At 41.1% G+C, this 14909-nt stretch carries 14 protein-coding genes; 3 read left to right on the top strand and 11 right to left on the bottom strand.

The window, feature by feature from the left end; translation table 11 throughout:
* The first annotated feature begins 2 nt into the window (after positions 1-2).
* The 3 genes from AAC026_RS18150 (at position 3) to AAC026_RS18140 (ending at position 3536) form a co-directional block, all read left to right on the top strand.
* Positions 3-1223 carry an exo-alpha-sialidase gene (locus tag AAC026_RS18150; RefSeq protein WP_339701070.1) on the top strand — a complete coding sequence of 407 codons (1221 nt, stop codon included), beginning with the start codon at positions 3-5 and terminating at the stop codon, positions 1221-1223.
* Between the two features lie 4 nt (positions 1224-1227).
* On the top strand, positions 1228-3006 hold the full coding sequence (locus tag AAC026_RS18145; RefSeq protein WP_339701067.1) for an efflux RND transporter periplasmic adaptor subunit: 1779 nt from the start codon (positions 1228-1230) through the stop codon (positions 3004-3006).
* Positions 3007-3083: 77 nt separating this feature from the next.
* The gene (locus tag AAC026_RS18140; RefSeq protein ID WP_339701065.1) at positions 3084-3536 is read left to right on the top strand and encodes a DUF3347 domain-containing protein; all 453 of its coding nucleotides are present in this window, start codon (positions 3084-3086) and stop codon (positions 3534-3536) included.
* 60 nt (positions 3537-3596) lie between these two features.
* On the opposite strand, the gene AAC026_RS18135 is transcribed toward AAC026_RS18140, so the two are convergent.
* The 11 genes from AAC026_RS18135 to AAC026_RS18085 form a co-directional block, all read right to left on the bottom strand.
* Entirely contained in the window at positions 3597-4064 is a 468-nt protein-coding gene (locus tag AAC026_RS18135; RefSeq protein WP_339701063.1) for a DUF305 domain-containing protein, read from the bottom strand.
* Positions 4065-4335: 271 nt separating this feature from the next.
* Complete coding sequence (locus AAC026_RS18130; protein WP_339701061.1) at positions 4336-6834, bottom strand: heavy metal translocating P-type ATPase; 2499 nt, start codon at positions 6832-6834, stop codon at positions 4336-4338.
* A 115-nt stretch (positions 6835-6949) separates the two neighbouring features.
* Positions 6950-7519 (bottom strand): AraC family transcriptional regulator, encoded by a 570-nt coding sequence (locus tag AAC026_RS18125; protein ID WP_339701059.1) that lies wholly within the window; start codon positions 7517-7519, stop codon positions 6950-6952.
* A 2-nt stretch (positions 7520-7521) separates the two neighbouring features.
* On the bottom strand, positions 7522-8823 hold the full coding sequence (locus AAC026_RS18120; RefSeq protein ID WP_339701056.1) for an APC family permease: 1302 nt from the start codon (positions 8821-8823) through the stop codon (positions 7522-7524).
* Between the two features lie 11 nt (positions 8824-8834).
* A complete protein-coding gene (locus AAC026_RS18115; protein ID WP_339701191.1) occupies positions 8835-11138 on the bottom strand; it encodes a multicopper oxidase domain-containing protein in 2304 nt (767 codons plus the stop codon).
* 179 nt (positions 11139-11317) lie between these two features.
* Positions 11318-12109 carry a hypothetical protein gene (locus AAC026_RS18110; protein WP_339701054.1) on the bottom strand — a complete coding sequence of 264 codons (792 nt, stop codon included), beginning with the start codon at positions 12107-12109 and terminating at the stop codon, positions 11318-11320.
* 31 nt (positions 12110-12140) lie between these two features.
* The gene (locus AAC026_RS18105) at positions 12141-12593 is read right to left on the bottom strand and encodes a DUF2231 domain-containing protein (RefSeq protein ID WP_339701052.1); all 453 of its coding nucleotides are present in this window, start codon (positions 12591-12593) and stop codon (positions 12141-12143) included.
* 16 nt (positions 12594-12609) lie between these two features.
* Positions 12610-13068, bottom strand: coding sequence for a nuclear transport factor 2 family protein (locus tag AAC026_RS18100; RefSeq protein WP_339701050.1), 459 nt, complete (start codon positions 13066-13068; stop codon positions 12610-12612).
* 496 nt (positions 13069-13564) lie between these two features.
* Positions 13565-13699: a hypothetical protein gene (locus AAC026_RS18095; RefSeq protein ID WP_339701048.1), complete on the bottom strand. Its 135-nt coding sequence runs from the start codon at positions 13697-13699 to the stop codon at positions 13565-13567.
* 219 nt (positions 13700-13918) lie between these two features.
* A complete protein-coding gene (locus AAC026_RS18090; RefSeq protein ID WP_268123937.1) occupies positions 13919-14710 on the bottom strand; it encodes a cation diffusion facilitator family transporter in 792 nt (263 codons plus the stop codon).
* A 5-nt stretch (positions 14711-14715) separates the two neighbouring features.
* The coding region (locus AAC026_RS18085; RefSeq protein WP_339701043.1) for a hypothetical protein at positions 14716-14909 on the bottom strand (194 nt) is incomplete at its 5' end.

Here is a 14909-nt window from a genome sequence, read left to right as displayed (position 1 = left end):
CCATGAAAAAGATTTACTCAATTTTAATCATTGCAATTGTTGCCGTCACTTCATGCCAACCAGCAAAAGAAGCCGCACCAACAGTTACTAATATTGATAGTCCTGCCGCAGAAGGAAGCCAAGAGCCAAACCTCTTTACCGATAAAAAGGGGAACGTTTATTTGTCGTGGGTTGAAAAAAAGGAGAAAAAAGCAATCCTATCTTTTTCAAAACTAGAAAATGGAAAATGGTCGGCTGCAACAAAAATTTCAGAAGGAGACAACTGGTTTTTGAATTGGGCAGATTTCCCTTCCATTGCTGTCAATGAAGACTGGATGGCCGCACACTGGCTACAAAAAAGAACCGAGAGCACTTACGATTACGATGTGCATATCACCACAGCTAGTAATTCTGGAAATAACTGGATGGAATCGTTTATTCCACACAAAGACAACATAGCCGCAGAACATGGATTCGTGAGCATGATGCCTATTGATAAGGACAGAATGATAGCGACTTGGCTTGACGGAAGATTTACCAAAGGTGAAGGACACGAAAGTGCAGATGGCCATTCAATGGGAGGTGGAGCCATGACGCTAAGGGCCGCTATTTTTGATAAAACAGGAGAGATTTTAGAAGAATGGGAGTTAGACAATCGTGTATGCGACTGCTGCCAAACATCTGTTACCATGACAGACAACGGCCCTGTAGTAGTTTATAGAAATCGTTCCGAAGAAGAAATTAGAGATATGGCCATTGTACGCTATGTAAATGGCGAATGGACAGCACCGCAAATCATTAATGCAGACGATTGGAAAATAGCAGGCTGCCCAGTAAATGGCCCATCCATTACCTCAAGTGGTCAAAACACTGCGGTAGCTTGGTTTACCGCCAGCGGAGGCGTTCCTACTGTTAAACTTGCCATTTCAACCGATGCAGGCGCTACATTCTCAGCCCCAATTGTAGTGAGTGAGAAAATAACAAGCGGAAGAGTAGGTGCTACTATGCTGCCAGACCAAACGGTATTGGTAAGCTATATGGAAACCAAGAATGACGCAGCACAAATCATGTTAGCACAATACAATCAAAAAGGAGAGTTGCTTCAAAAAATGGAAGTAGCCAAATCATCCTCATCAAGAAGCAGCGGATTTCCTGTGCTTACAAGCAACAAGGAAGATGTTTATGTTTCGTGGACAGAAATTGGTGAGACTTCAATGGTGAGAACAGCAAAAGTTAATTTATAAGCCGATGAAAACAAACAGATCAATAGTAATAACAGGCTTAGTAACCCTCGGTTTAGGGCTACTTATTGGAGCACTGTTTTTAGGAGGAAGCCCCAACCCCACCGCTCAACTTGATGGGCATGAAGGTGAAGGTCATGAGTTAGAGCAAACCGCTTCTGGCCTTTGGACTTGCTCTATGCACCCACAAGTAAGGCAGTCCGAACCAGGCGATTGCCCCTTCTGTGGTATGGATTTAATTCCTATGACAGCCGACAATGAAAGCGATGACCCAAAAATATTGAAGATGTCGAATGCGGCAATTCAATTGGCTAATATTCAAACCTCCATCATTGGAAGCGGGAATGTTGAAGCAGGGTTAACATTGAACGGAAAAGTAAAAGCAGACGAACGCAGGGTGAATGTACAAACCACTCATTTTGCTGCCAGAATTGAAAAGTTGTACAAAAATTTTGAGGGTGAAACCGTACGCAAAGGCGACAAAATAGCCGAACTCTACTCTCCCGAATTGGTTACTGCGCAAGAAGAACTCATTGAAGCCAAAAAGGTAGAAAACACCAACCCTATTTTGCTCGAAGCTGCGCGTAAAAAGCTTCACCATTGGAAGTTGAGCATGGAGCAAATTCAGAAAATTGAAAGCTCAAATAACCCCATGCGCACCTTTGATTTACTTGCTGATTATGATGGCGTTATAAGCAAGAAAATGGTGAGCAATGGAGATCACCTTAAAGAAGGCGGTGTATTACTAGAAATCACTGACCTATCTAAAGTTTGGGCTGTTTTTGAAGTATATGAAAGAGACTTAAAAAACTTAAGTGTCGGTCAGCAAATTGACTTCACTGCCAGATCAATTTCAAGTCAGCAGTTTTCTGGAAAAATAGCTTTTATCGAACCCGTTTTAAATGCAAGCAGCAGAGTTGTAGAAGTTCGTGTAGATGTTAATAACGCGAATGGAGCACTAAAACCAGACATTTTCTTAAAAGGAAAAGTAGACATCAATTCACAAAGCAATGGCATATTGGTGCCTAAGTCGGCTGTATTATGGACTGGAGAGCGCTCTGTGGTTTACACCAAAGTGAATGAAGAAGGCAACGAATACTTTATGTTGAATGAAGTAACCTTGGGCGATGCTTCAGGAGATTATTATCAAGTAAAATCTGGTCTGTCGGATGGTGACGAAGTAGTTACCAATGGTGCATTTACGCTAGACTCTGAGTCGCAGCTCAAAGGCAAAATAAGCATGATGAATCCTAGAAAAAATACAGCACAAGCCTCTAACGCTGGTTTTCCTGTAGTCACTTTACCCGAATCAAAAGATTTCAAAAGTCTTGTAGTGGCCCCATTCCAGAAACAGCTCGGAGCAGTAGCCACAGCCTATATCGACTTAAAGGATAAAATGGTAAAAGGTGAGGCCAATAGCATTAAAACTGCAGCTGTAAAAGTGAAGGAACTGCTGTCTAAAGTAGATATGAGCCTGACCAAAGGTGAAGCTCATATGCACTGGATGGCCATGCTGAACCCAATGGATGAAAGCCTTAAGAAAATAGAAGGAAGTAGCGACAGAGACCAACAAAGGCTAGAATTCATTAACCTTTCTAAAGCCTTAGTCAATGCGGTTCAATCGTTCGGTACCGATATTAATAACCCGCTCTACGTTCAGTTTTGCCCTATGGCAAACGACAACAAAGGAGCGACTTGGATAAGCAAAGACGAGAACATTATTAACCCATATTTTGGAGACATGATGCTGACCTGCGGAAGCGTGGAGTCGGTGATTGGTCAATAGTCAATAGTCAATAGTCAATAGTCAATAGTCAATAGTCAATAGTCAATAGAGAAAAACGAAACAAACATAAAACGATAATGAAAAGAGCAATTATATTAATCGCATTGGTAGCCACAGTGGTTGCCTGCGGAGGAAACAAAGAAGAAAAATCAACAGCGAAAGTAAACTTGGTAGAAAACTACTTGGCGCTAAAAGATGCCTTAGTAGCAACCGATGGTGCTAAAGCTCAAAAAGCCGCCAACGATTTTCTTAAAGTAAACAACAACGATGCTTTAACAGCAGACTTGAAAGCCATAGCTGGTAGCACTGATGTGGCTACTCAACGCATTGCATTTGAAGGTCTATCTGCAAACATGTATTCAATCGTAAAGGCAGTTGGTTCAGAAACTGTGCTCTACAAGCAGTATTGTCCAATGGCCTTTAACAACAAAGGAGCCTATTGGTTAGCAGCCGAAGAGCAAGTAAATAATCCATACTTCGGTGATAGAATGCTTCATTGTGGAAGCGTTCAAGAAACTATCAATCAGTAAAATCAATCTCAAAAATTCGGGATAAAGTGGATTTCTCTACTTTATCCCGAAATTACCACGTTACTTTTCCAACCGCTCAATGATTCTTTTCATTTGAGCAATTTCTTTCTCTTGCGCCTCAATAATTTGCTTTGCCAACTCAGCAGTTTCAGGATCTTCAAACGTTGCATTTTCGCTTACCATAATGGCCGAAGAATGATGCGGAATCATGGCTTTCATGTACTGTACGTCCTTAATTGGAGTTTGCGTTCTCAATGCAGTTAATACAACAATAAACACGATTGCAGCCCCTGAAATAATCACCGTATTAAGTCTTTTATTCTCATACATTCCCCACATGAATAACATCATGCTAATAGCCATTGGAGCTACCATCAGTAAACTCATGTAAGTTCGGGTGGTGCTCAGCAAAATGTGGTCAATTTCAGCCACGTTTAAAAACATGATCCCGTACATCATCATAAATGAGACGAGCATCATGATCGAAAACTTCAAGTAGGGTGATGGCTTTTGATTCTGATTATTCATAATAGTGTGGTTTAATTAAAAAGCGGGTCAAAACGACTAACCCTCAACTCATTAAACCAAAAGATCATGCCGAAATCAATAAGACCTAAAAGACGAATCACCAAGCGGATTAGCCATCAAGTTTTAAAAAGCATGTGGAAAATAAACCTCAAATCTGAGGGATAAAGCCCACAGATTTGAAAATATTCCGTTTTAATAAATAGTAACATTGAAACTGCCCTCGCATTTCAGAAGACGGAAAATTACTCACCGCACAACTGACCGTGCTTTTTCAATTTGACCGTAGTCTCAAACTGTTCCCAATTACACTTACTGAGCTTAAACTCATAGCCAAGGCCGCAAGCATAGGGCTCAATAAAAGGCCAAATACAGGGAAAAGGACACCTGCTGCAATAGGCACTCCCAAAACGTTATAGGCAAAAGCGAAGAATAAATTCTGTTTGATGTTGCGCATAACATCTGTACTCAACTTACGAGCCCGGACGATTCCATCAAGTTCTCCTTTCACTAAGGTCAGGCTGGAACTTTCAATTGCAACGTCTGTACCAGTCCCCATAGCAATTCCCACATTGGCTTGTGCCAGTGCCGGAGCATCATTGATTCCATCACCAGCCATGGCAACAATCTTTCCGGCAGCTTGAAGGGCTTTTACTTTTTCATATTTATCTTCAGGCAACAGATCAGCTTCATACCCATCTAAACCAAGTTTATCGGCTACTGCTTTGGCTGTGTTTTTATTATCGCCTGTGAGCATGATCACCTCTAATCCCTGTTCTTGTAAATGTTTGATTGCAGAAGCTGATGTTTTTTTGATTGGATCAGACACGCTAATGAATCCTGCAACATCTTTATCAATAACGACAAACATGACGGTTTCGCCCTCCAGTTGTCTCTTCTCTACGTCTTCTTCATATTCAGACGCCAGTTTTAGGTCAAATTCTTCCAACAACTTTTTGTTACCGATAGCTACCTGTTTTCCCTCCACTTTCCCAGTGATTCCTTTTCCAGTGATGGAATTAAAGTCATCGACTTTTTGAAGCTTCAATCCCTTTTCTTCTGCGGCCACCACAATAGCATGGGCCAAAGGGTGTTCACTGCTGGACTCCAAAGAAGCAACGAGCTTTAAGATATTGTCTTTAGTATGTTTTTCTGTAATTGACTGAACCTCTTGTAAAGATGGCTTGCCTTGGGTGATGGTGCCCGTTTTGTCAATAACCAAGGTTGTTACTTTGTGCATTTCCTCAATAGCTCGGGCATCCTTGACCAGGATTCCTTGCTTCGCCCCCTTCCCCGTTCCAACCATAATGGCCATAGGTGTGGCCAGGCCTAGTGCACAAGGACAAGCAATAATTAAGACTGTCACTGCACTTGTGAAGGCATATACCAACCTTGGATCAGGCCCCCATATGGCCCAAACTGCAAAAGAAATTAGGGCGATTGTCACCACGATAGGCACAAAGTAGCTAGACACTTTATCCGCCAAATTCTGAATAGGTGCTTTCGTTCTGCTTGCCTTATTCACCATATCAATGATTTGTGAAAGCAGCGTATCGCTTCCCACTTTGAGTGCTTTCATTTGGAAAGTACTGGTGCCATTGATGGTTCCACCAATCACATTATCGCCTACGGCCCTCTCCACGGGAACGGGCTCACCCGTAAGCATGGATTCATCTATGGTGCTTTTGCCTTCCGTAATTTCTCCATCAACAGGTATTTTTTCGCCTGGTTTGATTTTAATAATGTCATTAAGTTTGACATGCTCAAGGGGAATGGTCGTTTCCTCACCACCTCGAATAACAGTAGCTTCAGGTGGTACCAAATTGAGTAATTCTTTAATGGCAGAGTTCGTCTGACTCCTCGCTTTTGCTTCCATTAGTTGTCCTAATAAAATCAAGGTAAGAATGACTACTGCTGCTTCAAAATACAGATGAACAGCCCCACCTTCGGATTTGAATTGGTCGGGGAATACATCTGGAAAAAGTAACGCGACAATACTGAAAATATAAGCGGAACCAGCCCCTAAAGTAATCAGTGTCCACATGTTTGGGGAACGATTGATAATGGATTTGTACCCTCGAACAAAGAAGCTCCGGCAGGAATAAAAAATAACAGGAGTGCTAAGTGCAAACTGAATCCATCCCCAAGTTTCATTGCTGGCAATATTTGAAAGGGAAACACCAATCATTTCACTCATAGCAATGAATAGTACTGGCAGGGTAAATACCACAGAAATCCAGAACTTATTAAGCATGGTTTTGTACGCCTTCTGTTCTTCTGAACCTTCATTGCCCGTGGTTTTTTTAGGCTCTAAGTCCATTCCACATTTAGGACAGCTTCCTGGGCCATTTTGAACGACTTCTGGATGCATTGGACAAGTATATTCAACCGTATTTGATCCTGAGGTCTCCTTTTCCAAATCCATCCCACATTTAGGGCAATCACCTGGTTTATCGTATTTTTTATCCCCCTCGCAGAGCATAGGGCAATAATATTTTCCAGCCCCTCCTTTATCTTGTTTTTTGATTTCAGGCATTCGCTGGGGATGATTTTCAAGTGTCCCTGGAAGGTGGATATCGTAACGACCTCCATCATTTTTGAGTGCTTCTTTGAGTGTCTCAATAGGCACATGTTGCTCCATGTGTACCGTGGCTTCTCTTTTTTCTAAATCAACAGAAACATCAGAAATACCCTGTACTTCTTTGAGGGTTTGCTCTACATGACTTCTACAACCATTGCAGGTCATTCCGGAAACTTGATAGGTATGTTTCATGGCTTCAATCTTTTATTTTATGGGTATAAATCTTTAACAAAAATCCGAACTCCGTTGTAAACCCTTATTACAGAATACGCTGAATAAATTATACAGTGCTCTGAAAACATCGGAGCTAATCAATATCGTCCAGACCCTTTCTAGTGTGGCTAAAGGCTGTTTTAAATTGAGAGGGATTCATACCTATAACCTTTTTAAACTGTGCACTCAAATGCGCAACACTGCTATACCCCAACTGATCAGCAATTTGACTTAGGGTTAGCTCATCATAGACCATCAATTCCTTTACTCGCTCAATTTTCTGCCGAATAATATATTGCTCCAGAGTGATACCCTCCACTGAAGAAAATAATGTACTGAGGTACTTGTAATCATAATGGAGTTTTTCGGGTATTAAGTCTGCCCATTTGACCTGCCCCTCCTCTGATGGGTGATGTACTTGATCAATGACCAACTGTTTGATTTGATCAATCATTCTGCTTCTGCGGTCATCAATCAAGGAGAAGCCCACTTCTTCGAGGCGTTTTAACAATTCAGTTTTGGTTTCATCGGAAAGAGATTGATTAAGTTCAACTTCACCCAAGCTGATCTGGCGAAATCCGATTTCTAAGTCGTCAAAAATCTGCCTGACTACAAGTATGCAGCGGGGGCAAACCATGTTTTTGATATGGAGAGATTGCTTCATGATTAAGCTTCAATATTTTTCACCTTCAAAAACCATTTTTCTCCAATGAATATTAAGACCATTGAAATAAGGGCCACATAAATAATTAATGGGTCTGATGTTGCTTTTAGCCACAGGAAAGCTCCGAGTACGACACTATCTAGTATAATTGCAGTAATGACTATTGGAGCTTTGGCATTCACCTCCTCTCGTAGAAATTTTAGTACTCCCCACTGAATAATAATATCCATTGTTAGGTAGAAAATGGCTCCTAAACTCGCTATCCTACTGAGGTCAAAAAACACTGCTAGGACTATAGCGATTACAGCAATATAAACAAGCATATGCTTCTGGATTCCCCCAGGCATTCCAAAATGATTATGTGGAATCAATTTCATATCTGTCAGCATTGCTGTCATTCTTGAAACTGCGAAAATACTGGCAATGATACCCGAAACGGTGGCTATAATTGCGATACCAACAGTAAACCACACTCCGTATTTACCAAATGCGGGGCGCGAGGCTTCAGCTAGTGCATAATCCTTTGCTTCTATTATTTCAGGGATGGTTAAGTTGACTGAAACTGCGAGTGCAACAAGTATATATATGACCAAACAGATTGCCAACGAAATGATAATAGCTCTCCCTACATTTTTATTTGGATTCGTTATTTCTCCTCCGCTATTGGTAATTGTCGTAAATCCTTTGAAAGCGAGAATGGAAAGTGCCAAAGCCCCTAAGTAACTAGTGATTGAGTAGTCTTCTGCTTGCTGCGTTGGCATTGCTTCATCCAAAGAAAACCCTGTAGCCCAAAGCCCCCCAAGGGCAAAAATGACTATTCCACCAATCTTTAGGATTGCCATTGCAAGCGAAGACTTTCCAATAAAATTATTGCCTGAAATATTGACCAAAAAGGCAATGACTATCAACACAACTGCAAGTATTGGTACTAGAAGTGTTGTATTTTCAACATCAAATAATTGTAAGGTGTAAGTACCAAATGTTCGAGCAACAAGACTTTCATTAATGATCATTGAAAATGCCATAAGTAAAGAAGCGGCAGCTGTTACTGTTGTTTTTCCGTAGGCCTTTTTCAAAATCATTGCAATTCCACCAGCTGAAGGATATTTATTCGATACTTTTATATAAGAGTAAGCACTGAAACCAGAAATTATTGCGCCTACAATAAAGGCTATCGGAAATAAGGCTCCCGATAGCTCTGCTACTTGGCCTAACAAAGCAAATATACCAGCCCCAATCATCACGCCCGTGCCTAATGCGACCGCTCCAGTCAAGGATAAGCTATTTTTTTTGTATTGATCCATTCCTATTTGCTCTAAAATCTTACTGACAAGCCTCCCCCAGCTCCAAAACGATTATCATAACTACCCATAATAGAGAAATTTCTAGAGAGGATATACTCTGCCCCCGCGCTCCAAACTACTTCGTCTGAATAATTTGTGCTCCCTTGGAAATCGTTCACAAAACCTAAGTCGGCTTGGTATTCATAGTAACCAAATACGGAAACTTTTGGAAAGACCATGATCGACCTGCCTAAGCTTATTCTTGGTCTCAGTTCATTATCTATCCGCGCATCTAAACTAAACAAATAGGGTGTTAAAAACCGAATACCAGCCACCGCTGTTGTACTCATTTCATCCAAACTTTCAGGTACAGAGTTTTCTATATTCACCCCAGCAAATACGGTGAGGTAATCATAAAGGTATCGCTCATAGGTAAATTCAGCTTCCAAATTACTGTTCCAACCAAACTCAGCTGTTAGGTTAAATTGATTTCGAATATTGGCCGTCATTAAGTTCAATGTTGACATGTGAGAGGCCACATCCAACATATTGAAGGAGTAATAATGATTAGTCTCTTCGATTATCTTTGACACAGGGTATTCATCCAATCTTGGGTCGCGTGGTGTATCGTAACTTACAATACGTGCCATTCCGGACATCATATGATATAAAATATGACAATGGAAAAACCAATCCCCTGTCTCTTCACTACCATAAAATTCAATGGTGATTTTTTGCATTGGCGGCACGTTTACAGTGTGCTTTAATGGAGAATATTCACCATTTTCATTAATTACCCTAAAGAAATGACCATGCAAATGCATCGGGTGATGCATCATGGTGAGGTTATTAAATGTCATTCTAGTCACCTCCCCACTATTGATCTTGATCTTGTCTGTTTCTGATAATGGAATACCATTCATGCTCCAGATGTACCTTTGCATATTCCCTGTAAGATTGAGGAGTACTTCCTTTACTGGAAGATCCTTTGAGTAATTCGTTTTTTCTGGAGATCTCAGGTAATCATAATTGTATTCCGAAAACATGGACATGCCTTGCATACCTTCCATTTTCATATCTTCTGCTCCCGACATGTTCATGTCGGCCATGTTGTGATTTGCCATAGCTGTATCTTTGCCCATGTCCATAGCCCCCATTTCTTTTTTTGGAGGAGTGCTATGTTCACCATGCTGCATTTCCTTCATGTCATCCATTTTACTCATATCGGCCATACCTTCCATATCGCCTTTCATTTTCATTCCCCACTTCTCCATCATTTTATAGGGCTCATCTTTTTTAGGGTTGAACTTAAGCGCAGGCGCACCCATTTTCATGTCCATTTTAGCCATTTGCATCATCATCCCAATTTTATCAGGCTTTGGAACATCAGGTGCTGAAACTACACTACCTTTTCCTAAAAACGCTGAAGTTTGGCCAGAGCCATCTTGCGCAGTAGACCTAAATTCCATTTTACCACTTTGAGGGATGGTCACTATAAAATCATAGGTTTCGGCTACACCAATAAAAGTCTTATTGTGTACAACAGGCACTACATCCAAGCCATCCGCTGAAACCAAAATAGGGTCTTCACCACCAAATGTCATCCAAAAAGAAGTAGAGGCGGCCCCATTAATTACTCTTAGTCTTACTTTTTCACCAGGATTAAAATCGGGGTATTCCTGCACTTCGCCACCATTGGTAAGGAACGCAGGGTAATAAATATCCGCAATATCAGCACCTTCCATGCGCTGTCTCCAGAAATTCATTTGTGCTCCCAAACCACCACGGGCAATCACCTGATTGAGCGGTGTGGCTGTTCCCTTCTTAATGTTGTACCATTCTGTTCCACCTCTTAAAAAGCGCAGAACATTATTCGGCTTTTCATTGGTCCAGTCTGACAATACAACCACCAGTTCTTTATCGTATTCGAGTGTTTTCTCCTTTGGCTGAATCACGATAGACCCATATACACCCGCCTGCTCTTGCAACATGGTATGCGAATGGTACCAGTATGTACCTGATTGACGAAGTGGGAATTCGTATTTCTGAGTATGACCTGGTTCAATAGGCGGAGTAGTTAAATAAGGGACTCCGTCATAAAAGTTGGGCAATAGTAAACCATGCCAATGGATGGAAGTTTCAACATCCATTTCATTTTTTACATAAATAACCGCGTAGCCCCCCTCGGTAAACGTAAGGGTTGGCCCCGGAATACCACCGTTGAGTGTCATTCCCATTACCTCCTTTCCTGCCTTATTTACCATCTCTTTTTGAATGGTTAGGTGATAGGTAGCGGTATCCGTTTGAGCATGGGCAGAAGTAAAGCCCGAGAACATAAATGCGATGATGTAGAGATATATATGACGTTTCATATGATATATGATAAAAGTATACTGATTCATTTTTTTCACTTATTACTGTTAATAGCAACAGTAGTGATAGAATAATTGTTGGTAAAGAGGTCAATAGAAAAAGGCAAGGTTACTTTCATAACCTCACCTTTCCGCCTAGTAAATTACTCGTCTTCGAGCTCTGCAAGCTCTATCGATTTAAGCAACAGTGTACCAGCACCTTCAAGCATTATCCCTACAAAGCCATTTTTCATTTTATCACCATGACCATGAGTTATGGTCTTATCGTTGATATAACCTTTGAAATGAGTTCCAGCTGCAGAGACTCTAAGGTTGAGCCAGCCTGAAGCACCATCGAAATCGCTTTCGTTGAAAATCGTTTCTTTGCCATTTACAATTCTACCAAGCTTCATATGGTTGCCGTTAATGGCCACAAACTCATAGTTGTCAGTATTTTGCGCATGGTGAATCAATCTTACAGTGCCCTTAAACGCACTCGCGTCTAAGGAGGCAATCATGCCTATATTTCCATAGGATTTATGAAAAACAAAGGCTGTTGTTGTACCATCGGCAGTAAGTTCAAGCACATTGTCACTTCCGTTTTTAGTGAGTTTAGGAGCAATATTTGAGGTTGCCCCAGTTATGTAATGAAAGTCGGATGACATAAGCTTTGCAGCATCTCCCTTGGGTATCCACATGGTAGACCCACCTTCAGTACCTGCCGCTTCGTTATGTTCATGGCTTGCTGATTCTTCTCCCATATCTGCCATATTGTGCTCTTCACCACCTTCTTCGTGCTCATGCTCTTCGGCAGCTTCTGCATGCTCGTGTTCTTCAGCACCTTCATGCTCTGCCGATTCCGATTTCTCAGTTTTCTTTTCTCCCGAACAGGAAGTAAGAGCAATTGAGCCTACCATAAAAAGCATGACATATAATAATATTGATAATTTTTTCATTGTGTTTTTCTTAAAATCTCGTTGTGAAAATTTACTTTTTTGTGCCTACTCCGTACTTGTAGACTAACTTACCGCCCATATCGGCAGTCTTCGCAACTAAGCCCACGCCAGTTGCCCCAAGCAGAAACATGAGGATAACCACCCACTTTTTCTTATCCCAGTTCTTCCAGAATAACAGTATGCGAATAGCTGCGTAAGTCGCGAAATAGTAGAGGGTGTAATGCCCCCAGTCGGAATGCTTGCCTGCACTAACCTCTCCTTGCATAGGTACCGAAACCATATCGATGGCTTGGTCTCCACTGAGGTATGCGGCAAAAGCTGCCAACGCCCCCAATACATACATGATCATTGTTGTTTTTCTTAACCACTCATTCGGTTTAATAAGAAAAAACAAGTCGAAGAAAACAGCCACCAACCAAAGTACAATTGGAAAGTGAATGATCATGGGGTGTATGTTGGGTGCCCAATCTGGTAAAATATCCATAGCCTACAATTTTGGGTTACTTGGCATTTCTTGATGAAGTATGAGTTTTCATGATCTTCCACTCACCATTCACCTTCTTAAGCACAGATGTGGCTATACCCGATTTTTTGATCGTTCTGTCACCTTCTGGTAATACTATGGTATAGATGTAAGTTTCAGTGGTAAAGGCATAAGGCAAATCCAACTTGGTCTCAATTTTATAATCTGAGAATTTGAAAGACTTAAAATTGCCGAGCTCTGGCCCTAAATGATGTTCTAGGTAATGGTCAAATGTGCCTTCTACTCCCCCTGATTCGAACACCTCTGAATCCTTGGTAAAAAGGTTTGTCAAGCCTTTAGTGCTCAAGCTTTCCACACCATCTTTATAGGCTTTCATTACTTTTTCTACAGCTTTTGTATCGTTATTACTTTGCGCGTTAACAGATACTGCTCCTATTAATAATAGAGCGATGAATATGAATAATTTCGTTCTCATGGTTTTGTTTTTAGTGGTTACTAATGTTTGATATCTAATGATTTTATCGCGCTCCTTTTCTTTTCGAAAAAGCAGCGTCTCGAATCAAATTAATTTCGCATACCACCCGTTTTCTGAGTGCTGCGTTTCTACATTTTACATGTAATGTATTGTGGCTCTATTTTCTGAAATCCATCATAGAACTGAGTGATCAGAAGGCCTGAAATTAGACCAAAGAGCATAATAAGACATGGGCATAACGGTATAGGCCAATATTGACCCCTACATGACAATGCCGCTAGGGTATTCTAAATAAGAAAAGTTTGAAACAAGATCTGTTTATTATGATCCTGAAATGGAGGGGGTAAATTATGATAATATCTTAACTGGTTAGAACTCCTTTCCAGTTGCCTTTCTGTGTAAAAAATAGCTGCATGAAATAACAACACCTTCGTTGCCGATTGGAAAGTATAACTAGGTACTTTCTCTTTTATTAGTTGCGAAAAAAATTGAGACGTTACATCACCACAACAGTTATCATCCCCATGTGTTCCATGGCTATGATCTCCAGAATGCCCACCGTCATCATGGCTATGCTCATCAGAATGATGAGTAGAAGCACTTGCTTTAAGAGATGTTGGTTCGATTCCAATTTCACAGAATAGGTTCAACAGGAAAACCCCCAAGATGGTAAACATCAGGGAGTAGCTCAGGCCAAACTTTTTTCTATGCAGGGTATTGATCATTGTATCAAATATACGGAGCAAAGGTGATTTTAAAAAATGTTAAACGATTCGGCCTTAATAAGGATAAAAATTAAAATGGGGACTCAAGGGGGATTTTGACTTTTTCTTCCGATACACCTACTTTTTTACCTCGCCAATTTCAATATCCTAATTGCCCCTCGCATCACAAAGGCGAAAACAATGCCTCCAATCGCCAGATCCGGCCATTTGCTATCCAGAAAATAAACCAATACCCCAGCCAGAATCACTCCTCCATTAACGATGATGTCATTGGAGGTAAAGATGGCACTGGCCTGCATGTGGGCTTCCTCACTCTTGGCTTTGTTAATCAGCCAGAGGGAGACCAAGTTTCCAATGAGGGCCAGTATTGAGATTATGACCATCCATTGAAACAGTGGTGTTTCACCTTCAGAGAAAAACCTACGAAGCACTTCAGTAAAGCCCAGTAACGCAAGCCCCATTTGGAAATAGCCACTCATTTTAGCTACCTTTTTCTTTCGTGAAATAGCTGCACCAACTGCAAATAAGCTGAGCCCATAGACAATGGAGTCTGCCAGCATATCCAGTGAGTCTGCCACCAGTCCCATAGATCGAGAAATCCATCCAGTAGTCATCTCCACTATAAAAAAGCCGAAGTTAATCCCCAGCACCCACCAGAGTATTTTTCGTTGCTGTGATTCATCTGAGGCCAATGGTAGCTCGGTTTCTTCTGTTTTTCTCAACTTATCGCTTAACCCCAATTCGGAAATAGCCTGATGCACAGGCAAGATTTCTTCTGTATGATATACTTCCAGTTTTCGATTTGGGATATCAAAACCTAACTGCTTTACTTGACTAAAGCCTTCCAGCTTCATGCGGATCATCTGCTCCTCTGAAGGGCAGTCCATCCTGCTGATTATGAATGTGCTTTTTTTCAAATTTTTTATTCTTTATAAGCCAATAATCTCAACGCATTAAAAACAACAACCAAGGTAGACCCTTCATGGATTAATACCGCAATGCCGATATTGGCCAGTCCTAAAATTGTAGATGGAATGAGGATGGCGACTATTCCTAAGCTCACCCAAAGGTTTTGTTTAATGATACTTTTGGCCTTTCTACTTAAGCCAATCGCAA

The organism is uncultured Roseivirga sp., from assembly GCF_963973945.1.
Classification (GTDB): Bacteria; Bacteroidota; Bacteroidia; order Cytophagales; family Cyclobacteriaceae; genus Roseivirga.
This window is presented reverse-complemented; position numbering and strand designations above follow the sequence as displayed.